Source organism: Streptomyces colonosanans, from assembly GCF_001866645.1.
Lineage (GTDB): Bacteria > Actinomycetota > Actinomycetes > Streptomycetales > Streptomycetaceae > Streptomyces > Streptomyces colonosanans.
In genome coordinates, this window is the sequence record NZ_MLYP01000007.1 from 81247 (window position 1) to 105922 (window position 24676).

At 69.1% G+C, this 24676-nt stretch carries 24 protein-coding genes; 4 read left to right on the forward strand and 20 right to left on the reverse strand.

All coding sequences use genetic code 11. The features are described from left to right. Positions 1–23: 23 nt before the first annotated feature. Genes nuoN through BIV24_RS03405 form a run of 14 tightly spaced genes read right to left on the reverse strand, consistent with a single transcriptional unit; the run spans position 24 to position 16073 of the window. Positions 24–1673: an NADH-quinone oxidoreductase subunit NuoN gene (nuoN, locus tag BIV24_RS03340; protein ID WP_071364600.1), complete on the reverse strand. Its 1650-nt coding sequence runs from the start codon at positions 1671–1673 to the stop codon at positions 24–26. After that, complete coding sequence (locus BIV24_RS03345; RefSeq protein WP_071364601.1) at positions 1670–3241, reverse strand: NADH-quinone oxidoreductase subunit M; 1572 nt, start codon at positions 3239–3241, stop codon at positions 1670–1672. Before BIV24_RS03345 ends, nuoN begins: the two co-directional genes overlap by 4 nt. 5 nt (positions 3242–3246) lie before the next feature. Next, complete coding sequence (gene nuoL, locus BIV24_RS03350) at positions 3247–5142, reverse strand: NADH-quinone oxidoreductase subunit L (RefSeq protein ID WP_071364602.1); 1896 nt, start codon at positions 5140–5142, stop codon at positions 3247–3249. Positions 5143–5156: 14 nt separating this feature from the next. Continuing rightward, positions 5157–5456, reverse strand: coding sequence for an NADH-quinone oxidoreductase subunit NuoK (gene nuoK, locus BIV24_RS03355; RefSeq protein ID WP_023547474.1), 300 nt, complete (start codon positions 5454–5456; stop codon positions 5157–5159). After that, positions 5453–6295, reverse strand: a complete 843-nt coding sequence (locus BIV24_RS03360) for an NADH-quinone oxidoreductase subunit J (RefSeq protein ID WP_071364603.1) — start codon at positions 6293–6295, stop codon at positions 5453–5455. The genes nuoK and BIV24_RS03360 overlap by 4 nt, the downstream gene beginning before the upstream one ends. Continuing rightward, positions 6292–6894: an NADH-quinone oxidoreductase subunit NuoI gene (nuoI, locus tag BIV24_RS03365; RefSeq protein ID WP_071364604.1), complete on the reverse strand. Its 603-nt coding sequence runs from the start codon at positions 6892–6894 to the stop codon at positions 6292–6294. The genes BIV24_RS03360 and nuoI overlap by 4 nt, the downstream gene beginning before the upstream one ends. After that, positions 6887–8254 carry an NADH-quinone oxidoreductase subunit NuoH gene (gene nuoH, locus BIV24_RS03370; protein WP_071364605.1) on the reverse strand — a complete coding sequence of 456 codons (1368 nt, stop codon included), beginning with the start codon at positions 8252–8254 and terminating at the stop codon, positions 6887–6889. The genes nuoI and nuoH overlap by 8 nt, the downstream gene beginning before the upstream one ends. Then, on the reverse strand, positions 8251–10755 hold the full coding sequence (locus BIV24_RS03375) for an NADH-quinone oxidoreductase subunit G (protein WP_071364606.1): 2505 nt from the start codon (positions 10753–10755) through the stop codon (positions 8251–8253). Before BIV24_RS03375 ends, nuoH begins: the two co-directional genes overlap by 4 nt. Then, positions 10752–12134 (reverse strand): NADH-quinone oxidoreductase subunit NuoF, encoded by a 1383-nt coding sequence (nuoF, locus tag BIV24_RS03380; RefSeq protein WP_425442509.1) that lies wholly within the window; start codon positions 12132–12134, stop codon positions 10752–10754. Before nuoF ends, BIV24_RS03375 begins: the two co-directional genes overlap by 4 nt. Next, the gene (gene nuoE, locus BIV24_RS03385) at positions 12131–12973 is read right to left on the reverse strand and encodes an NADH-quinone oxidoreductase subunit NuoE (RefSeq protein ID WP_071364608.1); all 843 of its coding nucleotides are present in this window, start codon (positions 12971–12973) and stop codon (positions 12131–12133) included. The genes nuoF and nuoE overlap by 4 nt, the downstream gene beginning before the upstream one ends. Further along, positions 12970–14352 (reverse strand): NADH-quinone oxidoreductase subunit D, encoded by a 1383-nt coding sequence (locus BIV24_RS03390; protein WP_071364609.1) that lies wholly within the window; start codon positions 14350–14352, stop codon positions 12970–12972. Before BIV24_RS03390 ends, nuoE begins: the two co-directional genes overlap by 4 nt. Beyond that, on the reverse strand, positions 14349–15149 hold the full coding sequence (locus BIV24_RS03395) for an NADH-quinone oxidoreductase subunit C (RefSeq protein WP_071364610.1): 801 nt from the start codon (positions 15147–15149) through the stop codon (positions 14349–14351). Before BIV24_RS03395 ends, BIV24_RS03390 begins: the two co-directional genes overlap by 4 nt. Continuing rightward, positions 15146–15700: a NuoB/complex I 20 kDa subunit family protein gene (locus BIV24_RS03400; RefSeq protein ID WP_071364611.1), complete on the reverse strand. Its 555-nt coding sequence runs from the start codon at positions 15698–15700 to the stop codon at positions 15146–15148. Before BIV24_RS03400 ends, BIV24_RS03395 begins: the two co-directional genes overlap by 4 nt. A 13-nt stretch (positions 15701–15713) precedes the next feature. Continuing rightward, positions 15714–16073, reverse strand: coding sequence for an NADH-quinone oxidoreductase subunit A (locus tag BIV24_RS03405; RefSeq protein WP_003992243.1), 360 nt, complete (start codon positions 16071–16073; stop codon positions 15714–15716). Between the two features lie 786 nt (positions 16074–16859). Here BIV24_RS03405 and BIV24_RS03410 point away from each other — a divergent pair. Continuing rightward, positions 16860–17735: a C40 family peptidase gene (locus BIV24_RS03410; RefSeq protein WP_071364612.1), complete on the forward strand. Its 876-nt coding sequence runs from the start codon at positions 16860–16862 to the stop codon at positions 17733–17735. 191 nt (positions 17736–17926) lie between these two features. On the opposite strand, the gene BIV24_RS03415 is transcribed toward BIV24_RS03410, so the two are convergent. After that, entirely contained in the window at positions 17927–18439 is a 513-nt protein-coding gene (locus BIV24_RS03415; RefSeq protein WP_071364613.1) for a winged helix-turn-helix domain-containing protein, read from the reverse strand. 83 nt (positions 18440–18522) lie between these two features. Between BIV24_RS03415 and def the strand changes: the two genes are divergently transcribed. Beyond that, positions 18523–19200 (forward strand): peptide deformylase, encoded by a 678-nt coding sequence (gene def, locus BIV24_RS03420; protein ID WP_071364614.1) that lies wholly within the window; start codon positions 18523–18525, stop codon positions 19198–19200. Here def and BIV24_RS03425 read toward each other — a convergent pair. After that, positions 19166–20455, reverse strand: coding sequence for a geranylgeranyl reductase family protein (locus BIV24_RS03425; RefSeq protein ID WP_071364615.1), 1290 nt, complete (start codon positions 20453–20455; stop codon positions 19166–19168). The two genes, def and BIV24_RS03425, sit on opposite strands and share 35 nt — an antisense overlap. 174 nt (positions 20456–20629) lie before the next feature. Between BIV24_RS03425 and BIV24_RS03430 the strand changes: the two genes are divergently transcribed. Both BIV24_RS03430 and BIV24_RS03435 read left to right on the forward strand, forming a co-directional pair. Beyond that, positions 20630–21136 carry a GNAT family N-acetyltransferase gene (locus BIV24_RS03430; RefSeq protein ID WP_071364616.1) on the forward strand — a complete coding sequence of 169 codons (507 nt, stop codon included), beginning with the start codon at positions 20630–20632 and terminating at the stop codon, positions 21134–21136. 122 nt (positions 21137–21258) lie between these two features. Further along, the gene (locus tag BIV24_RS03435; RefSeq protein ID WP_281247686.1) at positions 21259–21588 is read left to right on the forward strand and encodes a PASTA domain-containing protein; all 330 of its coding nucleotides are present in this window, start codon (positions 21259–21261) and stop codon (positions 21586–21588) included. Here BIV24_RS03435 and BIV24_RS03440 read toward each other — a convergent pair. The 4 genes from BIV24_RS03440 to BIV24_RS03455 form a co-directional block, all read right to left on the reverse strand. Continuing rightward, a complete protein-coding gene (locus BIV24_RS03440; protein ID WP_071364689.1) occupies positions 21575–22270 on the reverse strand; it encodes a demethylmenaquinone methyltransferase in 696 nt (231 codons plus the stop codon). The two genes, BIV24_RS03435 and BIV24_RS03440, sit on opposite strands and share 14 nt — an antisense overlap. A gap of 62 nt (positions 22271–22332) precedes the next feature. Next, positions 22333–22977 (reverse strand): imidazolonepropionase-like domain-containing protein, encoded by a 645-nt coding sequence (locus BIV24_RS03445; protein ID WP_071364618.1) that lies wholly within the window; start codon positions 22975–22977, stop codon positions 22333–22335. A 7-nt stretch (positions 22978–22984) separates the two neighbouring features. Further along, positions 22985–24199 carry a cyclic dehypoxanthinyl futalosine synthase gene (gene mqnC / locus BIV24_RS03450; protein ID WP_071364619.1) on the reverse strand — a complete coding sequence of 405 codons (1215 nt, stop codon included), beginning with the start codon at positions 24197–24199 and terminating at the stop codon, positions 22985–22987. Between the two features lie 210 nt (positions 24200–24409). Continuing rightward, positions 24410–24661, reverse strand: a complete 252-nt coding sequence (locus BIV24_RS03455; RefSeq protein ID WP_342745235.1) for a zinc ribbon domain-containing protein — start codon at positions 24659–24661, stop codon at positions 24410–24412. Positions 24662–24676 lie beyond the last annotated feature (15 nt).

Here is a 24676-nt window from a genome sequence, read left to right on the forward strand (position 1 = left end):
CCGCCGCGTGCGGGAACCACCCGTCAGCGCACGAACACGCTCGCCTGGCTCGCCAGGTCCAGGAAGTACTGCGGCGCCACGCCCAGTACCAGCGTGACCGCCACTCCGACTCCGATAGCCGTCAGCGTCAACGGCGACGGGACCGCCACCGTCGGCCCCTCGGGGCGCGGCTCGCTGAAGAACATCAGGACGATCACACGGATGTAGAAGAACGCGGCGATCGCCGACGAGATCACACCGATCACGACCAGCGGAATCGCCCCACCTTCCGCCGCCGCCTTGAACACGGCGAACTTCCCGGCGAAACCGGAGGTCAGCGGGATGCCCGCGAAGGCCAGCAGGAACACCGCGAACACGGCCGCCGCCAAGGGTGACCTGCGCCCGAGCCCGGCCCACTTGGACAGGTGGGTCGCCTCGCCGCCCGCGTCGCGGACCAGGGTCACGACGGCGAACGCGCCGATCGTCACGAACGAGTACGCCGCCAGGTAGAACAGGACCGAGGACACGCCGTTCTGCGTGGTCGCGATGACACCCGCGAGGATGAACCCGGCGTGCGCGATCGACGAGTACGCCAGCAGCCGCTTGATGTCGGTCTGCGTGATCGCGACGATCGCACCGCCCAGCATGGTGACGATCGCGACGGCCCACATCACCGGCCGCCAGTCCCAGCGCATACCCGGCAGCACCACGTACAGCAGCCGCAGCAGCGCGCCGAACGCCGCCACCTTGGTCGCCGCCGCCATGAAGCCGGTCACCGGAGTCGGCGCACCCTGGTACACGTCCGGCGTCCACATGTGGAACGGCACCGCGGCCACCTTGAACAGCAGACCCATCACGATCATCGCGGCGCCGACGAGCAGCAGTGCATCGTTGCCCATGGTGTTGGCCAGGGCCGGGTCGACGTTCGCGACCGTGCCGTCGACGACCTGTGCGATCGTCGCGTACGACACCGAGCCCGCGTACCCGTACAGCAGTGCGATGCCGAACAGCGTGAACGCGGAGGCGAACGCGCCGAGCAGGAAGTACTTGACCGAGGCCTCCTGCGACATGAGCCGCTTGCGGCGGGCCAGGGCGCACAGCAGGTACAGCGGAAGCGAGAAGACCTCCAGAGCGACGAAGAGGGTCAGCAGATCGTTCGCCGACGGGAAGACGAGCATGCCGCCGACCGCGAACAGCAGCAGCGGGAACGCCTCGGTCGTCGTGAACCCGGCCTTCACGGCGGCCTTCTCGCTCTCGCTGCCCGGCGCGGACGCAGCCTGCGCGGCGAACGAGTCGACCCGGTTGCCGTGCGCCTCCGGGTCGAGGCGCCGCTCGGCGAAGGTGAACACGCCGAGCAGGCCGGCCAGCAGGATCGTCCCCTGCAGGAACAGGGACGGTCCGTCGACCGCGAGCGCGCCCATCGCCGCGATGTGCGCCTTGGTGGTGCCGTACCCGCCCGCCGCGAGCGCCACCACCGCGGCGAACGCGGCGGCGAGCGCGACGACCGAGATGAACACCTGTGCGTAGTAACGGGACTTGCGGGGGACGAACGCCTCGATCAGCACCCCGACGAGCGCCGCACCGATGACGATCAACGTCGGCGACAATTGGCCGTACTCGATCTTCGGGGCCTGGAACTTCGAGATCGGATCGGCCGCGGTTGTCCACAGGCTGTGGACGGCTGCTGTGCTCACTTCGCCGCCTCCACCTTGGGCTGGGGATCGGTCTGATGTACGTCGGACATGGTCTGCCGGACCGCCGGATTGACGATGTCGGCGACCGGCTTCGGGTAGACACCCAGGAAGATCAGCAATGCGATCAGCGGGGCGACGACCAGGAGTTCCCGCACCCGCAGGTCCGGCATCTCGGCGACCTCCGCCTTCACCGGGCCCGTCATCGTCCGCTGGTAGAGGACGAGGGTGTAGAGCGCGGCGAGCACGATGCCGAGGGTGGCGATGATGCCGATCGCCGGGTGCCGCGTGAACGTGCCGACCAGGACCAGGAACTCACTGACGAACGGCGCCAGCCCCGGCAGGGACAGGGTGGCCAGGCTGCCGATCAGGAACGTGCCGGCCAACACCGGCGCGACCTTCTGCACGCCTCCGTAGTCCGCGATCAGACGCGAGCCGCGGCGCGAGATCAGGAAGCCCGCCACCAGCATCAGGGCGGCCGTCGAGATCCCGTGGTTGACCATGTAGAGCGTCGCGCCGGACTGGCCCTGGCTGGTCATCGCGAAGATGCCCAGGATGATGAAGCCGAAGTGCGAGATCGACGCGTACGCCACCAGCCGCTTGATGTCCCGCTGGCCGACCGCGAGCAGTGCCCCGTAGATGATGCTGATGAGCGCCAGAACGAGGATGACGGGTGTCGCCCACTTGCTCGCCTCCGGGAACAGTTGGAGGCAGAAGCGCAGCATCGCGAATGTGCCCACCTTGTCGACGACCGCCGTGATCAGCACGGCGACCGGGGCGGTGGCCTCCCCCATGGCGTTGGGCAGCCAGGTGTGCAGCGGCCACAGGGGCGCCTTCACCGCGAAGGCGAAGAAGAAGCCGAGGAACAGCCAGCGTTCGGTGCTGGTCGCCATGTGGAGCGAGCCGCTCGCCCGCGCTTGCACGATCTCCGGGAGCGAGAAGTTCCCCGCCTGCACATACAGGCCGATCACCGCGGCCAGCATGATCAGGCCGCCGGCCAGGTTGTAGAGGAGGAACTTCACGGCCGCGTAGGACCGTTGCGTGGACGCCGCCTTCTCTCCGTGCTCATGGGCACGGTCCCCGAAGCCGCCGATGAGGAAGTACATCGGGATGAGCATGGCCTCGAAGAAGATGTAGAAGACGAAGACGTCGGTGGCCTCGAAGGAGAGGATCACCATCGCCTCGACGGCCAGGATCAGGGCGAAGAAGCCCTGCGTCGGCCGCCAGCGCCGACTCCCGGTCTCCATCGGGTCGGCGTCGTGCCAGCCCGCCAGGATCACGAACGGGATCAGCAGCGCGGTCAGGGCGACGAGCGCCACCGCGATGCCGTCCACCCCCAGCTCGTACCGCACCCCGAAGTCCTTGATCCAGGCATGGGACTCGGTGAGCTGGTAGCGAGCGCCTCCCGGCTCGAAGCGGACCGCGATCACCGCCGCCAGGACGAAGGTGGCGAGCGAGACGGTCAGCGCCAGCCACTTGGCAGTGGTGCGCCGGGCGGCCGGTACGGCTGCCGTGGCGAGCGCCCCCACGGCCGGGAGCGCCGCCGTCGCTGTCAGCAGAGGAAAGGACATCGCTATCAGACCGCCCTCATCAGCAGGGTCAGGGCGACGAGCACCGCCGCGCCGCCGAACATCGAGACCGCGTACGACCGCGCAAAGCCGTTCTGCAGCCGGCGCAGCCGGCCGGACAGGCCGCCGACCGAGGCCGCCGTGCCATTGACGACACCGTCGACCAGGGTGTGGTCGACGTACACCAGGGAGCGCGTGAGGTGCTCTCCGCCGCGGACGAGGACGACGTGGTTGAAGTCGTCCTGGAGGAGGTCGCGCCGGGCGGCGCGGGTGAGCAGCGATCCGCGCGGGGCGACGGCCAAAACGGGACGGCGGCCGTACTGGGCGTAGGCGATGCCGGCGCCCACGACGAGCAGCACCAGGGTGGCGACCGTGACCGTCATCGCGCTGACCGGCGAATTGCCCTCCGCGTGACCGGTGACGGGCTCCAGCCAGTGCACGAAGCGGTCGCCGATCGAGAAGAACCCGCCCGCGAACACCGACCCGACGGCGAGCACGATCATCGGGATCGTCATGACCCCGGGCGACTCGTGCGGGTGCGGCTCGTTGCCCTGCTCGTCCGGCTGCCAGCGCTTCTCACCGAAGAACGTCATGATCATCACGCGCGTCATGTAGTACGCGGTGATGGCCGCGCCCAGCAGGGCCGCACCGCCGAGGATCCAGCCCTCGGCGCCTCCCTTGGCGAACGCCGCCTCGATGATCTTGTCTTTGGAGAAGAAGCCGGACAGACCCGGAAAGCCGATGATGGCGAGGTAGCCGAGCCCGAAGGTCACGAAGGTGACCGGCATGTACGTCCTGAGGCCGCCGTACCTGCGCATGTCGACCTCGTCGTTCATGCCGTGCATGACCGAACCGGCGCCGAGGAACAGCCCGGCCTTGAAGAAGCCGTGCGTCACCAGGTGCATGATCGCGAAGATGTAGCCGATGGGGCCGAGGCCCGCGGCGAGCACCATGTAGCCGATCTGCGACATGGTCGAGCCGGCCAGCGCCTTCTTGATGTCGTCCTTCGCACAACCGACGATCGCACCGAAGAGGAGCGTGACGGCGCCGACCACGGTGACGACCAGCTGTGCGTCGGGCGCTGCGTTGAAGATGGCGCCGGAGCGGACGATCAGATAGACACCCGCCGTCACCATGGTCGCGGCGTGGATGAGGGCCGAGACCGGGGTCGGGCCCTCCATGGCGTCCCCGAGCCAGGACTGCAGCGGCACCTGGGCGGACTTGCCGCACGCGGCCAGCAGCAGCATCAGCCCGATGGCGGTGAGCTTGCCCTCGCCGGCACTGTCCGCGCTGTGGAGGACCGGCACGAAGGCAAAGGTCCCGAACGTCGTGAACATCAGCATGATCGCGATGGACAGGCCCATGTCGCCGACGCGGTTGACGAGGAACGCCTTCTTCGCTGCGGTCGCCGCACTGGGCTTGTGCTGCCAGAAGCCGATCAGCAGGTACGAGGCGAGGCCGACGCCCTCCCAGCCGACGTACAGCAGCAGGTAGTTGTCGGCGAGGACGAGCAGCAGCATCGCCGCGAGGAACAGGTTCAGATAGCCGAAGAAGCGACGCCGGCGCTCGTCGTGCTCCATGTACCCGACCGAGTACAGGTGGATGAGCGAGCCGACGCCGGTGATCAGCAGGACGAACGTCATCGACAGCTGGTCGAGCCGGAAGGTGACGTCGGCCTGGAAGCCGGCCACCGGGATCCAGCTGAACAGATGCTGGGTCACGGCGCGCTGGCCGGCGGCCTTGCCGAGCATGTCGGTGAAGAGGACGACACCGAGCACGAAGGAGAGGCCGGCCAGCAGTGTGCCGAGCCAGTGGCCGACCGCGTCCAGCCTTCTGCCGCCGCACAGCAGTACGGCCGCTCCGAGCAGGGGCGCCGCGATCAGCAGCGCAATCAGGTTCTCCACGATTCAGCGACCCCTCACAGCTTCATCAGGCTGGCGTCGTCGACCGAGGCCGAGTGGCGGGTACGGAACAGCGACACGATGATCGCGAGCCCGACCACGACCTCCGCGGCGGCGACGACCATCGTGAAGAAGGCGATGATCTGGCCGTCGAGATTGCCGTGCATCCGGGAGAAGGTGACGAACGCGAGATTGCAGGCGTTGAGCATCAACTCGATGCACATGAACACCACGATCGCGTTCCGCCGGATCAGCACGCCGGTCGCGCCGATCGTGAACAACAGGGCGGCGAGATACAGGTAGTTGACCGGGTTCACTTCGACGCCTCCTCGGTCCTCTTGTGCGTCGGCCGCTCGTCCTCGGCCCGCTCCAGGCGCTCGGCGGCGCGCTGTTCCAGGGCCTTGAGATCGCTGAGGGCCTCATCGGAGACATCGCGGATCTGGCCGCGGTCCCGCAGCGTCTTGTTGACGGTCAGCTCGGACGGGGTGCCGTCCGGGAGAAGGCCCGCGATGTCCACCGCGTTGTGCCGGGCGTAGACGCCGGGCGCCGGCAGCGGCGGTACGTGCTTGCCCTCCCGTACGCGCTGCTCCGACAGCTCGCGCTGGGTCCGGGCCCGCTCGGTGCGCTCGCGGTGGGTGAGCACCATGGCGCCGACCGCGGCCGTGATGAGCAGGGCACCGGTGATTTCGAAGGCGAACACGTACCTGGTGAAGATGAGAGCGGCCAGGCCCTCCACATTGCCCCCGGCGTTCGCCTTGCCGATGCCGTCGAAGTCCTTCAGGGACGCGTTGGCGATGCCTCCGAGCAACAGGACACCGAAGCCGACCCCGCACAGCAGGGCCAGCCAGCGCTGGCCCTTGATGGTCTCCCGCAGGGAGTCCGCCGCGGTGACACCGACCAGCATCACCACGAACAGGAACAGCATCATGATCGCGCCGGTGTAGACGACGATCTGCACGATCCCGAGAAAGTAGGCACCGTTGGCGAGGTAGAACACCGCCAGGACGATCATGGTGCCGGCCAGGCAGAGCGCGCTGTGCACGGCCTTCTTCATGAAGACGGTGCACAGGGCGCCGATCACCGCCACGGTCGCGAGGACCCAGAACTGGAAGGCCTCGCCTGTGGAGGTGGTGTAGGCGGCAAGCTGCGTGGTCATGCGTCAGCCCCCTCTTCCTCGGGCTTCTCGCCCTTGGAGACGGCGACCTGGCGCTCCGTGCCGGGCGCGGCCTCCGTCACCAGGCCCCGGTAGTAGTCCTGTTCGTCCATCCCCGGGTAGATGGCGTGGGGGGTGTCGACCATGCCCTCTTCGAGGCCGGCGAGCAGCTGTTCCTTGGTGTAAATGAGGTTGGCCCGGCTGGAGTCCGCCAGCTCGAACTCGTTCGTCATCGTCAGCGCGCGCGTGGGGCACGCCTCGATGCACAGGCCGCACAGGATGCAGCGGGCGTAGTTGATCTGGTAGACGCGCCCGTAGCGCTCGCCCGGGGAGTAACGCTCCTCGTCCGTGTTGTCCGCGCCCTCCACATAGATCGCGTCGGCGGGGCAGGCCCAGGCGCACAGCTCACAGCCGACGCACTTCTCCAGGCCGTCCGGATGGCGGTTGAGCTGGTGCCGGCCGTGAAAACGCGGAGCCGTGGTTTTCTTCTGCTCCGGGTACTGCTCGGTCAGCCGCTTCTTGAACATGGCCCTGAAGGTCACGCCGAAGCCGGCCACGGGGTTCAGGAAACCGGGTGCGGTCTCCTTGGGCTCCTCAGCCATCGGACGCCTCCTTTCCATCCGAAGTTCCGTCACTGACAGTGTCCGTTCCGCCACTGACAATCAGCTCCCGCTCCCGGCGCGAGCGGCGTCGCGGCACCGGCGGAAGCGTCTGTCCCGGCAGCGGCGGTACGGGGAAGCCGCCCCCCATCGGGTCGAAGGCGGCCGGTTCCCCGGCGGGTTGCGCGTCCTCCTTCGCCTTCGCGCCGCGGAACATGTCGACGACGAACGACAGCACCAGCAGCGTGATGACGCCGCCGGCCACGTACAGGGCGATGTCGCCGAAGCCGTAGTTCTCGTTGCGCAGCGCACGCACGGTCGCGACGAGCATCAGCCAGACCACGGAGACCGGGATGAGAACCTTCCAGCCGAGCTTCATCAGCTGGTCGTAGCGGACGCGCGGGAGCGTGCCGCGCAGCCAGATGAAGAAGAACAGCAGCAGCTGGACCTTGATGACGAACCAGAGCATCGGCCACCAGCCGTGGTTCGCACCCTCCCAGACGGTGCTGATCGGCCACGGGGCCCGCCAGCCGCCCAGGAAGAGCGTGGTCGACACGGCCGAGACCGTCACCATGTTCACGTACTCGGCGAGCATGAACATCGCGAACTTGATCGACGAGTACTCGGTGTTGAAGCCGCCGACCAGGTCTCCCTCGGACTCCGGCATGTCGAAGGGTGCGCGGTTGGTCTCACCGACCATCGTCACGATGTAGATCACGAAGGAGACCGGCAGCAGCACGATGTACCAGCGGTCGTGCTGCTGCTCGACGATCGCCGACGTCGACATCGACCCCGAGTAGAGGAACACGGAGGCGAAGGCGGCACCCATGGCGATCTCGTACGAGATCATCTGCGCGCAGGAGCGCAGACCGCCGAGGAGCGGATAGGTGGATCCGGAACTCCAGCCCGCCAGCACGATGCCGTAGATGCCGACCGAGGCGACCGCGAGGATGTAGAGCAACGCGATCGGCAGGTCGGTGAGCTGCATCGTCGTACGGTGGCCGAAGATCGAGATCTCGTTGCCTGCGGGCCCGAACGGGATCACCGCGATCGCCATGAAGGCCGGGATGGCCGCGACGATCGGCGCGAGGACGTAGACCACCTTGTCCGCGCGCTTGACGATGACGTCTTCCTTGAGCATCAGCTTCACGCCGTCGGCGAGCGACTGGAGCATGCCCCAGGGGCCGTGCCGGTTGGGGCCGATGCGCAGCTGCATCCAGGCGACGACCTTGCGCTCCCAGACGATGGAGAACAGCACGGTCACCATCAGGAAGGCGAAGCAGAAGACCGCCTTGATGACGACCAGCCACCAGGGGTCGTGGCCGAACATGGAGAGGTCTTCAGCGGCGAGGTACGGGCTCATGCCTTCGCCTCCTTGGGGGCTTCGGCGGTCGGCGCGGCCGGGCCGATGCGGACGAGGGTGCCGGGCAGCGCCCCGGTGTCGGACGTGACGCCGCCGCCGGTGGAGTTCATCGGGAGCCAGACCACGTGATCGGGCATCTCGGTGATCTGCAACGGGAATTGCACGGTTCCGGACGGGCCGCTCACGGTCAGCGGATCGCCGTCCTCGACGCCGGCCTCGGCGGCGGTGGCGGCCGACACGCGCGCGCGTGCGGCGTGCCGTGTTCCGGCGAGCGCGTCGTCGCCCTCCTGGAGGCGGCCCTGGTCGAGCAGCAGCCGGTGCCCGGCGAGCACGGCCTCCCCGGCGGCCGGGCGCGGCAGCCGGTCGGAGGTCCCCACCGGATCGTCCGCCCGCGCTCCGTCCCAGGTGCCGAGCCGGTCCAGCTCCGTGCGCGCGGTGCGCAGATCGGGCAGCCCCAGATGGATGTCCATCGCGTCGGCGAGCATCTGGAGCACGCGCGCGTCGGTGGGTGCCAGGGGGCGGGTCATCTGGTCGGGCTTGAGCGCGGCCTCGAACGGGCGGGCCCGTCCCTCCCAGTCGAGGAAGGTGCCGGCCTTCTCGGCGACCGCCGCGACCGGCAGCACCACGTCCGCGTGCTCGGTGACGTCGCTGGGACGCAGCTCGAGGGAGACCAGGAAGTCCACCGCGGAGAGTGCGGCACGCGTGCGTGCCGGATCGGGCAGATCGGCGACCTCGACGCCGGCGACCACCAGCGCCCGCAGCTCGCCGCCGGCCGCGGCCTCGACGATCTGGGCCGTGTCGCGGCCGTAGCGGTGCGGGAGTGCGGCGATGCCCCAGGCGGCGGCGACCTCGTCCCGCGCGCGCGGGTCGATGGCCGGACGACCGCCCGGCAGCAGTGAGGGCAGCGCACCCGCCTCGATGGCACCGCGTTCCCCGGCCCGGCGCGGGATCCACACCAGCTCGGCGCCGGTCGCCACCGCGGCCCGTACGACAGCGGTGAGCCCGCCCGTCACACCGGCGAAGCGTTCGCCGACGATGATGACCGCGCCCTCGGTGCGCAGCGCCTCGGCCGCCCGTGCGCCGTCCTCCTGCAGGCCCGTCCCGCTCGCGAGCGCGTCCAGCCACTCGGTCTCGGTGCCGGGCGCGGCGGGCAGCAGCGTGCCGCCGGTCTTCGTCAGACCCCGGGTGGCGTGCGTGGCGAGCGAGAAGACCTGCTGCCCGTGCTTGCGCCAGGCCTTGCGCAGCCGCAGGAAGACACCGGGTGCCTCCTCCTCGGCCTCGAACCCGACGAGCAGGACGGCGGGGGCCTTCTCCAGGGAGGTGTACGTGACACCCGTCCCGTCGAGGTCGCGGCCGCGTCCGGCGACCCGGGCGGCCAGGAAGTCTGCCTCCTCGTCGCTGTGCACGCGCGCGCGGAAGTCGATGTCGTTCGTGTCGAGCGCCACGCGCGCGAACTTGCTGTACGCATAGGCGTCCTCGACGGTGAGCCGTCCGCCGGTCAGCACACCGGCCCGGCCGCGCGCGGCCAGCAGGCCCCGTGCCGCGACCTGGAGTGCCTCCGGCCAGGACGCGGGCTCCAGCTCACCGGACTCGCGCCGCACGAGCGGCCGGTCGAGCCGGTCCTTGAGCTGCGCGTACCGGAAGGCGAACCGCCCCTTGTCGCAGATCCACTCCTCGTTGACCTCGGGGTCCTCGGCCGCGAGGCGCCGCATGACCTTGCCGCGCCGGTGGTCGGTACGGGTCGCGCAGCCGCCGGAGCAGTGTTCGCACACCGACGGCGACGAGACGAGGTCGAAGGGGCGGGAGCGGAAGCGGTACGCCGCCGAGGTGAGCGCGCCGACCGGGCAGATCTGGATGGTGTTCCCGGAGAAGTACGACTCGAAGGGGTCGCCCTCACCGGTTCCGACCTGCTGGAGCGCGCCCCGCTCGAGCAGCTCGATCATCGGGTCGCCCGCGATCTGGTTGGAGAACCGGGTGCAGCGGGCGCACAGCACGCACCGCTCGCGGTCGAGCAGGACCTGCGTGGAGATCGCGACGGGCTTCTCGTAGGTACGCTTCCTGCCCTCGAAGCGGGACTCGGCCTGGCCGTGCGACATGGCCTGGTTCTGCAGGGGGCACTCGCCGCCCTTGTCGCAGACCGGGCAGTCCAGCGGGTGGTTGATGAGCAGAAGCTCCATCACACCCTTCTGGGCCTTCTCGGCGACGGACGAGGTGAGCTGGGTGCGCACCACCATCCCGTCCGTGCACGTGATCGTGCAGGACGCCATGGGCTTGCGCTGGCCCTCGACCTCGACGATGCACTGGCGGCAGGCGCCGACCGGGTCGAGCAGGGGGTGGTCGCAGAAGCGGGGGATCTCGATGCCGAGCTGTTCGGCGGCGCGGATGACGAGGGTGCCCTTGGGCACGCTGATCTCGGCGCCGTCGATCGTCAGCGTGACGAGGTCCTCCGGCGGGAGGCCCGCCTGGCCGCCCCCGGCGGGAGCGTTGGTCGCCATGGTCATGCGTTCACCTCCGCGGGCTTGTCCGCCCAGGCCGTGGTCTTGGCCGGGTCGAAGGGGCAGCCCCGGCCCGTGATGTGCTCCTCGTACTCCGCGCGGAAGTACTTGAGGGAGGAGAAGATCGGCGAGGCGGCGCCGTCGCCGAGGGCGCAGAACGACTTGCCGTTGATGTTGTCGGCGATGTCGGCGAGCTTGTCGAGGTCGGCCATCGTGCCCTTGCCGGCCTCGATGTCCCGCAGCAGTTGCACGAGCCAGTACGTCCCCTCGCGGCAGGGCGTGCACTTGCCGCAGGACTCGTGGGCGTAGAACTCGGTCCAGCGGGTGACGGCGCGGACCACGCAGGTCGTCTCGTCGAAGCACTGCAGGGCCTTGGTGCCGAGCATGGAACCGGCGGCGCCCACGCCCTCGTAGTCGAGCGGGACGTCGAGGTGCTCGTCGGTGAACATCGGCGTGGAGGAGCCGCCGGGCGTCCAGAACTTCAGGTGGTGACCGGGCCGCATACCGCCGCTCATGTCGAGGAGTTGGCGGAGCGTGATCCCGAGCGGGGCCTCGTACTGGCCGGGGCTCGCGACATGGCCGCTGAGCGAGTAGAGCGTGAAGCCCGGGGACTTCTCGCTGCCCATCGACCGGAACCATTCCTTGCCCCGGTTCAGGATCGCGGGAACCGAAGCGATCGACTCGACGTTGTTCACAACAGTCGGGCACGCGTAGAGGCCCGCGACGGCAGGGAAGGGGGGACGCAGCCGCGGTTGACCACGGCGGCCTTCGAGCGAGTCCAGCAGCGCGGTCTCCTCACCGCAGATGTACGCGCCCGCGCCCGCGTGCACGGTGAGTTCGAGGTCGAGTCCGCTGCCCAGGATGTTCTTGCCGAGGTAGCCCGCCGCATGGGCCTCGCGCACGGCCGAGTGCAACCGCCGCAGTACGGGGACGACTTCACCCCGCAGGTAGATGAAGGCATGCGACGACCTGATGGCGTAACACGCGATGATGATGCCCTCGATGAGGCTGTGCGGGTTCGCGAAGAGGAGCGGAATGTCCTTGCAGGTTCCGGGCTCCGACTCGTCGGCGTTGACAACCAGATAGTGAGGCTTGCCATCACCCTGGGGAATGAACTGCCACTTCATTCCGGTGGGGAACCCCGCGCCGCCGCGTCCGCGCAGTCCGGAGTCCTTGACGTACGCGATCACGTCGTCCGGTGACATGGTGAGGGCCTTGCGGAGCCCCTCGTACCCCTCGTGCCTTTGGTAGACGTCCAGCGTCCAGGACTTGTCCTCGTCCCAGAAGGCCGACAGGACGGGTGTCAGCAGCTTCTCGGGGCTGCTCTCTCCCTCGCTCTCGAATCCGCGGGCGGTGCCCCCGTTCTCGGGTGCCAAAGTCATCACTGCCCCTCCTCGTCGACGGGCCCGGCCGAATCAGACGTGCGGTTGGGCGACGGGTGGTCGGGGGCCGATGTGTCCTGCACCGCGTCCTGCGGCTCGTCGTGCGGCCCGCCGTGCCGCGGGTGCACCACGCGCGCGGCGGGGGTCTCCCCCTTGGCCAGCCGCAGTCCGACCAGTGAGGCCGGGCCCGCGCCGCCGGTCGCCTCGACGGCCCCGTCCCGTTCGTCGGGGAAGCCGGCCAGCATCCGGGCCGTCTCCTTGAAGGTGCACAGGGGGGCGCCGCGGGTGGGCTCGACCTGCCGTCCCGCGCGCAGGTCGTCCACCATGCGCTTGGCGCTCTCGGGGGTCTGGTCGTCGAAGAACTCCCAGTTGACCATCACGACCGGCGCGAAGTCGCAGGCCGCGTTGCACTCGATGTGCTCCAGGGTGACCTTGCCGTCGCCGGTGGTCTCGCCGTTGCCGACGCCCAGGTGCTCCTGGAGGGCGGAGAAGATCGCGTCGCCGCCCATCACGGCGCACAGGGTGTTGGTGCAGACACCCACCTGGTAGTCACCGGAGGGCTTGCGGCGGTACATGGTGTAGAAGGTGGCGACCGCGGTGACCTCGGCCGTGGTCAGGTCCAGCATGTCTGCGCAGAACTGCATCCCGGTACGCGTGACATGGCCTTCCTCCGACTGCACGAGGTGCAGCATCGGCAGGAGGGCGGACCGCGAGTCCGGGTAGCGGTCGATGATCTCGCGCGCGTCCCGTTCGAGCCGGGCTCGAACGTCGTCCGGGTAGGCGGGCGCGGGCAGTTGGGGCATGCCCAGGCCGACGCCGCGCTCCGAAGAACTGTTGGTCACCGGTCGACGCCTCCCATCACGGGGTCGATGGACGCGACGGCGACGATCACGTCGGCGACCTGGCCGCCCTCGCACATCGCCGCCATGGCCTGCAGGTTGGTGAAGGACGGGTCGCGGAAGTGGACCCGGTAGGGGCGGGTGCCGCCGTCGGACACGACATGCACTCCGAGTTCGCCCTTGGGTGACTCGACGGCCGTGTACGCCTGTCCCGGCGGGACACGGAAGCCCTCGGTCACCAGCTTGAAGTGGTGGATCAGGGCCTCCATGGAGGTGCCCATGATCTTCTTGATGTGGTCGAGCGAGTTGCCGAGCCCGTCCGGTCCCAGGGCGAGCTGGGCGGGCCAGGCGATCTTCTTGTCGGCGACCATGACCGGGCCGGGCTGCAGCCGGTCCAGGCACTGCTCGATGATCCTGAGCGACTGGCGCATCTCCTCCAGGCGGACGAGGAAGCGGCCGTAGGAGTCACAGGTGTCGGCGGTCGGGACGTCGAAGTCGTATGTCTCGTAACCGCAGTAGGGCTGCGTCTTGCGCAGGTCGTGCGGCAGGCCCGCCGAGCGCAGGATCGGACCGGTGGCGCCGAGGGCCATGCAGCCGGCGAGGTCGAGATAGCCGATGTCCTGCATACGGCCCTTGAAGACGGGGTTCCCGGTGGCGAGCTTGTCGTACTCCGGGAGGTTCTTCTTCATCTTCTTCACGAACTCGCGGATCTGGTCCACCGCGCCGGGCGGCAGGTCCTGGGCGAGCCCGCCGGGGCGGATGTAGGCGTGGTTCATCCGCAGGCCGGTGATCAGCTCGTAGAGGTCGAGGATCATCTCCCGGTCGCGGAAGCCGTAGATCATGATCGTGGTGGCGCCGAGCTCCATGCCTCCGGTGGCGATGCACACCAGGTGGGAGGACATCCGGTTCAGCTCCATCAGGAGCACGCGGATGATCGTGGCGCGGTCCGGGACCTGATCCTCGATGCCGAGGAGCTTCTCGACGGCGAGGCAGTACGCCGTCTCGTTGAAGAACGACGTGAGGTAGTCCATGCGCGTCACGAACGTGGTGCCCTGCGTCCACGTGCGGTATTCGAGGCTCTTCTCGATACCGGTGTGCAGGTAGCCGATGCCGCAGCGGGCCTCGGTGACGGTCTCGCCGTCGATCTCCAGGATGAGCCGGAGCACGCCGTGCGTGGAGGGATGCTGCGGGCCCATGTTGACGACGATGCGCTCGTCGTCGGCGCGGGCCGCGGACTGGACGACCTCGTCCCAGTCGCCGCCGGTGACCGTGTAGACGGTGCCTTCGGTGGTCTCGCGCGGAGAACTCTGCGTCCCGAAGGAACCCGATGAGGAGTGGTGGCCGGGCGACGGGTGGGAGGAGGAAGGGGTCTGTGTGCTCATGAGTACGACCTCCGCTGGTCCGGAGCCGGGATCTGGGCGCCCTTGTACTCGACGGGGATGCCGCCGAGGGGGTAGTCCTTGCGCTGCGGGTGGCCCTGCCAGTCGTCGGGCATCATGATCCGCGTCAGGGCCGGGTGGCCGTCGAAGACCAGGCCGAAGAAGTCGTACGTCTCGCGCTCGTGCCAGTCGTTCGTGGGATAGACGGAGACGAGCGACGCGATGTGCGGGTCGGCGTCGGGCGCGCTGACCTCGAGACGGATCAGCCGGTTGTGGGTGATCGACCGCAGGTGGTAAACGGCGTGCAGTTCCCGGCCCTTGTCGCCCGGGTAATGCACTCCGCTTACACCCGTGCACAGTTCGAAGCGGAGCGCCGGGTCGTCGCGCAGGATCTGGGCGACGGCGACGAGGAACTCGCGCTCGATGTGGAAGGTCAGCTCGCCGCAGTCGACGACGGTCTTCTCGATGGCGTTCTCGGGGACGATGCCCTGCTCCTCCAGGGCGCCCTCCAGTTCGTCGGCGACCTCGTCGAACCAGCCGCCGTAGGGGCGGGTGGCCGCGCCCGGGAGCCGCACGGGGCGGACCAGACCGCCGTAGCCGGAGGTGTCACCGCCGTTGTTGGCGCCGAACATGCCGCGCTGAACGCGGATCTCCTCGCCGTGGTCGCCGCGCATGCCGGGGAGGTTGGCGGCGCCGAGGTCCTTCTCGGGGTTGGTGCCGTTGCCGCCGCTCCCGTTCGCCGCGGCCCCGTTCGCGCCGTTGCCCGGAGTGTTCGCGTGATTGCTCTTCGCGTCGCTCATCGCAGCAGCCCCTTCATCTCGATCGTCGGGAGGGCCTTGAGCGCCGCTTCCTCCGCCTCGCGGGCCGCCTCCTCGGCGTTGACGCCGAGCTTGGAGGTCTGGATCTTGTGGTGGAGCTTGAGGATCGCGTCCATCAACATCTCCGGCCGCGGCGGACAGCCGGGGAGATAGATGTCGACGGGGACGATGTGGTCGACGCCCTGGACGATCGCGTAGTTGTTGAACATGCCGCCCGAGGAGGCGCAGACCCCCATGGAGATCACCCACTTGGGAGCGGGCATCTGGTCATAGACCTGCCTGAGCACCGGCGCCATCTTCTGACTGACCCGGCCTGCGACGATCATCAGGTCCGCCTGGCGGGGTGAGCCGCGGAAGACCTCCATACCGAAGCGCGCCAGGTCGTAGCGGCCGGCGCCGGTGGTCATCATCTCGATCGCACAGCAGGCCAGACCGAAGGTGGCCGGGAAGACCGACGACTTGCGCACCCAGCCCGCGGCCTGCTCGACGGTGGTCAAGAGGAAGCCGCTCGGCAGCTTTTCTTCGAGTCCCATGACGTAAAGCCCCTCAGTCCCATTCCAGGCCGCCACGCCGCCATACGTACGCGTAGGCGACGAAGACGGTGAGCACGAAGAGCAGCATCTCCACGAGCCCGAAGATCCCGAGGGCGTCGAAGGTGACGGCCCACGGATAGAGGAAGACGATCTCGATGTCGAAGACGATGAAGAGCATCGCCGTCAGGTAGTACTTGATGGGGAAGCGCCCGCCACCGGCCGGCGTGGGGGTCGGCTCGATACCGCACTCGTAGGCCTCGAGCTTGGCCCGGTTGTACCGCTTCGGACCGATCAGCGTGGCCATGACCACGGAGAAGATCGCAAAGCCTGCCCCGAGGGCTCCCAGTACGAGGATGGGCGCATACGCGTTCACCGCTCCTCGCTCCTCTCAGTCGGCACTGACTGCTGGCGGTTGCACTGGACCCACAGCGGTCACACCTGTCCCACGAGCCCCGCTCGCCTCAGCGAAGATCGCGTACATGTGAAGCAGGTCACAAGCCCAACTGTCCCGCATCTTATGCCCGGCCGTATGTGATCTGCGACACGGGGGTGCCCACGTACTTTGTGATCTTTACCACCCGACGAAGGATCATGAAGTCGGATGAGCGGTGACCTTCGTACGCGAAGCAGCCAAGTGATCACCAAGAGGTGACATTTTCGATCGTCGTCGCAGGTAGAGGCCGTTTCGCACTATCAAGCGGAGATCACTCGAGGCAAATTGGCCCTGGACCGGATCCCTTGATAGGAGGTCGCGTTCACACGTTGAGGGGAGGAGTGAGGACGAAAGTGGACACGTGCACGCGTTCACGAGCGGGAGCTCCCCTCGCGGACAGAGGGCGCCTGCGCGCAGCCGGGACGAGGAGTGCGGGTCACGCGCGAGACGCGCTCGCTGCGGTGACCGTTCCGTGACCTCCGCCACATCTGCGTGAGGCCCGCATAAAGCGGGCTTGGCCATGCAGGTCCACGAATGGTAGGCGCGGGGCAATTCGGGCGTAACAGCGAAAACCCATGATCACAGGCTTGATCATCAGTGTCCGCTATGCCCGTTACGGCGTCAATAAAGAGCGACACGCCCGGGATTCAGGACACCACCTGAACAACTGTGGCGCAGCACACGTTTCTTGAAGGTATGGAGGGGCCCCTGATACCGCTAGTAGCCATGTCCCACACCGCTCACATACGCAACCACCGGAAGCCCCGCAACCGCAGCGCGTCGACGATCGCGATGCGGGCCGGAGTTGCCGGTGGCGTCATCGGAACCCTGGCCGTGGCCGGCTCGTCGGCCTCGGCGTACGCCGCCGAGCCGGTGACGCAGACTCTCGAACTGCCCACCCTCACGGCCGACCTGGCCACGCAGGTCGCCCAGTCCGCGGAGGCCACTCAGCAGGCCGCCGCCAACTACCAGCTGCAGGCCGAGCGTGACGCCGCCGCAGCAAAGGCCGCGAAGCAGGCCAAGACGGACCTCGCCGAGGCCAAGAAGAAGGCCGCGGAGGCCAAGCGGAAGGCCGAGGCCAAGAAGAAGGCCGAGGCCGAGAGGAAGGCCGAAGCCGAGCGCAAGGCCGCCGAGGCCGCCGCCTCGCGCAGCGCCCAGCGCACCGTCCTCACCGACGCCGCGCCGGTCAGCGCCTCGACCAGCAGCGCGCCGTCCAGCACCGCGAAGAACAGCAGCTCCACGGCCACCGGTTCGGCCGCCACGGTCATCGCCTTCGCCAAGGCGCAGATCGGCGACGCGTACGTCTCCGGCGGCACCGGTCCCAACTCCTGGGACTGCTCGGGTCTCGTCCAGGCCGCGTTCAAGCAGGTCGGCGTGAACCTGCCGCGCGTCTCGCAGGCCCAGTCGACCGCAGGCACCCAGGTCTCGCTGAGCAATCTGCAGCCGGGCGACATCCTCTACTGGGGCGGCGCGGGCAGCGCGTACCACGTGGCGGTGTACGTCGGCGGCGGCATGTTCGTCGGCGCGCAGAACTCCGCCACCGGCGTCGTCGAGAAGCCGCTGTCGTACGACCCGCCGTCCGGCGCGGTCCGCGTGCTCTGAGCACAGGGCCCCTGGCGGGCTCCATCGGCTCCACGGATGAGGGCCGCCACGCCGGTTGGCGCGGCGGCCCCTCCGCATGTGTGCGTACAGCGCTCACCCACGGCGCCACCCGGCGCCCGAACCATCTGCGCCCGGCGGTACGTTGTCGTGCTGTCGCACGGCCGTGCGCGGCATCCTCACGCCCTGCGGATTCAGACCAAAGGGAACACACGCGTCACCACAGCGACGGGTCGGGCCCCGTCCGGCCGGATGGTGGGCCGCTGTTCGCGGTCCTGGTAGCGGGCGAGCGCACGGCGCACGGTGTCCGCGACGGACGCCATCTCCTCCGGCGTGAGATAGACGACCGCGCTGAACGCCTCGTCCCGCCGCCACTGTTCGGGCACCCGTTCCTTCTGCGCGAGCCACTGCTGGTAGCTCTCGTCCTCCAGGCCCCGCGCCAGCTCCCCGAAGCCCACGGGCTGTGAGCTCTGTCCCCGCAGCCGCCACGGTTTGGCCCGCCCCCGGCTGACCGGAACCTCCTCGATGTGCCCGTACCGTGCCAGCTGCCGCAGATGGAAGGAGCACAGGCCGGAGCTGTAGCCGAGCCGGGCGGCGGCCTCCGTGGCGGTGACGGTGCCCACCTCGGCCAGCAACTCCAGCAGGGCGGTGCGCACTTCGTGCTCGGGCAGCGTTTCGGACACACGGCTCGCGTCGTCTTCGGTCACTTTGCAAAGTCTGCTACTTTGCAAAGCCATCGGCAAACGGTGGGCGGCGGCCGCATGGCCCGCCACAGGAGCAAGGAGCAGTGATGCCGGGAGTGTTCGTGCAGGGGAAGCCCGTAGCCTCGTACCCGGCGACGGCACCGGAGGCGCGCCGCGGTGCCGTGCGGCGGATCACCGAGGTGGGCGAGGACGTGCTGCACCGGCCCTGCCGGGAGGTCACCGCGGCGGAGTTCGGCTCCCCGGACCTGGCCGCCCTCATCGACGACATGTTCCTGACGATGTATGTGGCCGACGGCTGCGGCCTGGCGGCGAACCAGGTCGGCGTGGACCTCCGTCTCTTCGTCTTCGACTGCCCCGACGAGGACGGCAACCGCCACGTCGGCCACATCGTCAACCCGGTCGTGGACGAGCCGGACACCACGGGCCGGCGCCTCCTCGACGAGCCCGAGGGCTGCCTGTCCGTGCCGGGCGCCTGGCGGGAGGTGCCGAGGCCCGACCGTGCCGTGGTCCGGGGCCACGACAAGGACGGCACACCGCTCGTCCTCGAGGGCAAGGGCTATTTCGCCCGCTGCCTCCTCCACGAGACGGACCACCTGTACGGGCAGGTGTATCTGGACCGGCTGTCGAAGCGCGACCGCAAGGACGCGCTTCGACAGATGACGGACCGGCGCGAGGAGGTGTTCGCGCAGCGCGCGGCGAAGGAGGCGGAGCTGAGCGCCCCCCAAGAGGTCACGCCTTCGGGGCCACCTTCGACAGACCGTTGATCACCCGGTCCATCGCGTCGCCTCCCGTCGGGTCCGTCAGGTTGGCCAGCAGCTTCAGCGTGAACTTCATCAGCAGCGGGTGCGTCAGGCCCCGCTGCGTCGCGATCTTCATCACCTTCGGGTTGCCGATGAGCTTCACGAAGGCGCGGCCCAGCGTGTAGTAGCCCCCGTAGGTGTCCTTGAGGATCTTCGGGTAGTTCTGCAGGGCCAGTTCGCGCTGGGCCGGGGTCGCGCGGGCCAGCGCCTGGACGATGACGTCCGCGGCGATCTGGCCCGACTCCATGGCGTACGCGATGCCCTCGCCGTTGAAGGGGTTGACCAGGCCGCCCGCGTCGCCGACGAGCAGCAGGCCCTTCGTGTAGTGCGGCTGGCGGTTGAAGGCCATGGGCAGGGCGGCGCCGCGGATCGGGCCGGTCATGTTCTCCGGCGTGTACCCCCAGTCCTCGGGCATCGAGGCGCACCAGGCCTTGAGGACCTCGCGCCAGTCCAGCTCCTTGAAGGAGGCCGAGGTGTTGAGGACGCCCAGACCGACGTTGCTCGTGCCGTCGCCCATGCCGAAGATCCAGCCGTAGCCGGGCAGCAGCCGGTCCTGGCCGCCGCGCCGGTCCCACAGCTCCAGCCAGGACTCCAGGTAGTCGTCGTCGTGGCGCGGGGAGGTGAAGTACGTACGGACCGCGACGCCCATCGGGCGGTCCTCGCGGCGGTGCAGGCCCATCGCCAGCGACAGACGCGAGGAGTTGCCGTCCGCGGCCACCACCAGCGGCGCGTGGAAGGTGACTTCGCGCTTCTCCTCGCCGAGCTTGGCGTGCACGCCGGTGATGCGGCCGGTGCGGTCGTCGATGATCGGCGCGCCCACGTTGCAGCGCTCGTACAGGCGGGCGCCCGCCTTCTGCGCCTGCCGGGCCAGCTGCTCGTCGAAGTCGTCACGCTTGCGGACGAGGCCGTAGTCCGGGTACGAGGCGAGATCCGGCCAGTCGAGCTGGAGCCGTACCCCGCCGCCGATGATGCGCAGGCCCTTGTTGCGCAGCCAGCCGGCCTCCTCGGAGATGTCGATGCCCATCGAGACGAGCTGCTTGGTGGCGCGGGGCGTGAGCCCGTCGCCGCACACCTTCTCGCGCGGGAACGCGGTCTTCTCCAGGAGCAGCACGTCGAGCCCGGACTTCGCCAGGTAGTACGCGGTGGTGGAACCGGCTGGCCCGGCCCCGACGACGATCACATCGGCGGTGTGTTCGGTAAGGGGCTGGGGTTCGGTCACGACGGGTTCTCCACGGGACTCGACGACGGGCGGTGACGGCACCAGCGGCGGCGGCAGCGACAACGGCCACGAGAACCACGGTGAAGAACCGCGGCAAAAACGGCGTGCTGACGGGCGCTGGACATGGGCAGTCTATTCAGCGGTACCGATCTCCCGGCTGAAGGGCTGCCTCCCGTGAACCGAACCCTCCCCGATGTACGGCTGCGCGTTCCCACCGACGAGGACGCCGTCGCCTGGCACCGGCTCTTCGACGACCCCGAGGTCATGGAGTTCCACGGCGGCCGGGCCGCCGAGCTGTCCGTCTACGAGGAGCTCACCGCCCGCCAGCGCAGGCACGACGCCGAGCACGGCTTCTGCCTGTGGACCATGCTCGACGAGGCGGGCGGGGTCATCGGATTCACGGGCGCGCAGCCGTGGCCGCGCGAGTGGGGCCCGAAGGGGGAGATCGAGATCGGCTGGCGGCTCGGCCGGGCGCACTGGGGCAAGGGGTACGTCACCGCGGCCGCGCTCACCACGCTGGAGCGGGTGCGGGCGGCGGGCGTGGGCAGCGTGGTGGCCATGGTCAACGCCCGCAACACCCGGTCGATCGCGGTCACCCGGCGGCTGGGCATGCACCTCGCCGAGGTCTTCACCACCCCCGAGTCACAGCAGGAGGGGCACTGCTACCGGCTCGATCTGTGACGCTGAGTCATCGAAGGCTACAGAACGACAGATAACGCTTCCGGGTGACACCCTCGGCCGGTTACCGTTCCCGGTTACCGCTGGGGGTGGCATCTGTGCCCATAACACCCAAGACACCCGAAGTGCGTGTGCCACGACTGGTCGGACTGATGGCGGTGGACGCACGCGAGGCCGCCGCGAAGCGGGGCGCCCTGCTCGCCGCGCCCGACCGCCCGGACTTCCACCGCACCGTCGTCGATTACGTGGTACGCCAGTTCCCCCCCCCCGGCGCCGAGGTGCCACGCGGTGCCGCGATCACCGTGTGGTTCGACCTCGGTGAGGGCGAGGGCGACGGAGGCGCGGGGGTCCGCGAGCCGCGGCTGCCCATTCCGCCACCGGGCGGGAGCCACCGCGAACTCGACGAGCCGGGGGACAGGTTGCTCGGGCGAGCCCTGGCCGTCAGGACGTCTTGAAGCCGCGGTGCAGGGCGACCACCCCGCCGGTCAGGTTGCGCCACGCCACCTTCGACCAGCCCGCCGTGCGCAGCCGCTCGGCGAGGCCCGGCTGGTCGGGCCAGTCGCGGATGGACTCGGCGAGGTAGGCGTACGCGTCGGGGTTGGACGACACCGCGCGGGCCGCCGGCGGCAGGGCGCGCATCAGGTACTCGGTGTACACGGTCCGGAAGGGCGCCCAGGTCGGATGCGAGAACTCGCAGATCACGACCCGTCCGCCCGGCTTCGTCACCCGGTACAGCTCGCGCAGGGCCGCGTCCGTGTCCTGCACGTTCCGCAGCCCGAAGGAAATGGTCACCGCGTCGAAGACGTCGTCCTTGAACGGCAGCCGCGTCGCGTCGCCCGCCGTGAACGGCATCCAGGTGTGCCGCTGTTTGCCGACCTGGAGCATCCCGAGGGAGAAGTCGCAGGGGACGACGTACGCACCGGTGCGCGTGAAGGGGAGCGACGAGGTCGCCGTGCCCGCCGCCAGGTCGAGGACCTTCTGCGCGGGGCGTGCGTCGACCGCCTTCGCGACCTCCTTGCGCCACAGTCGCGCCTGTCCGAGTGACAGCACGTCGTTCGTCAGGTCGTACCGTTCCGCCACGCCGTCGAACATCGAGGCGACTTCGTGCGGCTGCTTGTCCAGGGATGCGCGGGTCACGGTCCCCATTGTGGCAGTACGGGCAGGGCGTGACGCAGGCACCCGGCCCGAGCGCCGGGGATTCAGCGGCGGCGGTACACCAGGCGTCCCGCGACGACCGTCGCCACGCAGGTACCGGCTCCCTGTCCGGTCAGCGTGGCCTCGTCCGGGACGTCGAACACCGCGAACGTGGCGTCCACGCCCTCCGGCGGGAACGGCGACACCATCGCCTCCGCCAGGCTCCGTCCGGCCAGCGGATCGAGGCTCGGCCGGCCACTCGGAGCACTGAACCGCTCCTCCACGCTCAGTCCCGCCCGGTACACGGCGTCCACCACCGCGGGGCGCCACAGGTCCCCCGCCACGGCGACGGTTCCGTGCGCCAGCATCCGCTGCACGCCGCGTCGCGCGCTCGCGCCCCAGCGGGCGTCGGCCATGGGGAGCGCCGCGAGGGCCTCGCCCATGAGCGGTTCGGTGCCCAGTTGGTCCGCCTCGCGCGGGTCGGGATGGTAGGCCTGCTCCAGCAGTTCGGGACCGTAAGGATTCAGCAGCCCCGGCGTGAGGAGCCCGGGCCAGCGCCGGACGCGGGCGGCCGGATGCGCCGCCGCCAGTTCCTCGAACGGACCGACGGCTGCACACTCCCGGCCGTCGACGAGCACCGCGCCGGCCGCTACGGACGGCCGCCGGCGGTCCCCCGTGATCAGAAGGTCGGCGGCATGGATCGTCAGCATGGGAAGGTCAGTTGGAGGGGAGCAGCTTCAGTTCCGGATGCGCCGTGCCGCCCTCGATCGCCGTCGAGGAGATGTGGGACACGACCCGCTCGTCGGCGGGGTCGTTCGCCGGGTCGTCGTGGACGACGAGGTGCTCGTACGTGGTGGCGCGCTGGGCCGGAACCCGCCCCGCCTTCCGGATCAGGTCGATGATCTCCTGGCGGTTGGAGCGGTGCTTGGCACCGGCCGAGGAGACGACGTTCTCCTCCAGCATGATCGAGCCGAGGTCGTCCGCGCCGTAGTGCAGGGACAGCTGGCCGATCTCCTTACCGGTGGTCAGCCACGAGCCCTGGATGTGCTGGACGTTGTCGAGGAAGATGCGGGCGATCGCGATCATCCGCAGGTACTCGAAGATGGTCGCCTGGGTGCGGCCCTTCAGATGGTTGTTCTCGGGCTGGTAGGTGTACGGGATGAAGGCCCGGAAGCCGCCCGTGCGGTCCTGTACGTCACGGATCATCCGCAGGTGCTCGATGCGCTCGGCGTTGGTCTCGCCCGTGCCCATGAGCATCGTGGACGTCGACTCGACACCCAGCCCGTGTGCGATCTCCATGATCTCCAGCCAGCGCTCGCCGCTCTCCTTCAGCGGCGCGATGGCCTTGCGCGGCCGCTCGGGCAGCAGCTCGGCGCCGGCACCGGCGAACGAGTCGAGCCCTGCGGCGTGGATGCGCGTGATGGCCTCCTCCACGCTCACACCCGAGATCCGCGCCATGTGCTCGACCTCGGACGCCCCCAGGCTGTGGATGACCAGCTGCGGGAAGGCCTCCTTGATGGCGCGGAAGTGCTTCTCGTAGTACTCGACGCCGTAGTCCGGGTGGTGGCCGCCCTGGAACATGATCTGGGTGCCGCCGAGTTCGACGGTCTCGGCACAGCGCCGCAGAATGTCGTCGAGGTCGCGCGTCCAGCCCTTGGCCGTGTCCTTCGGGGCCGCGTAGAAGGCGCAGAACCTGCACGCGGTCACGCACACGTTCGTGTAGTTGATGTTGCGCTCGATGATGTACGTGGCGATGTGCTCGGTGCCGGCGTACTTGCGGCGGCGTACGGCGTCGGCGGCGGCGCCCAGCGCGTGCAGCGGCGCGTCACGGTAGAGGACGAGCGCTTCTTCGGGAGTGATCCGCCCACCGGCGGCGGCACGGTCGAGGACGGCTGTGACATCAATGGACGTGAGGTCGGCCTTCTCGGTCACCGGGCGTGCCTTTCGTAAGGGGGAGAAAAACAGGCGCGAAGCGCGTTCCGAACAAGGGTGCTGGGGGGACGGACGGATGGACCGAACCAGCGTACTTGACGTGCTCCTTGTCCTAATGGACGGGGATTCATGCCACGGTCGGCTGACCGTCTCGGGGGCTTCCTGCTTCACCGCGCTGCGACCGTGAGGTGTCTGCGCTCGGCGAGGCGTTCAGCGTCTCCGCCCGTCCGGCGGCGACGATCCGACGCCCTTCGAAAGGACGTTCCTGGCTGCGTTGTGGTCCCGGTCGTGCTCGCTGCCGCAGTTCTGGCACATCCATGCCCGCACGTGCAGGGGCTTGGGCCCGTCCCTGAAGCCGCAGGCCGAGCAGACCTGCGGCGACAGGAAGGACCGGTCCACCTTGACGAAGACCCGGCCGTGTTCGGCGGCCTTGTACCCGTCCTCCGTCTGCCGGGCGTTCACCACCGCGCGCGATCC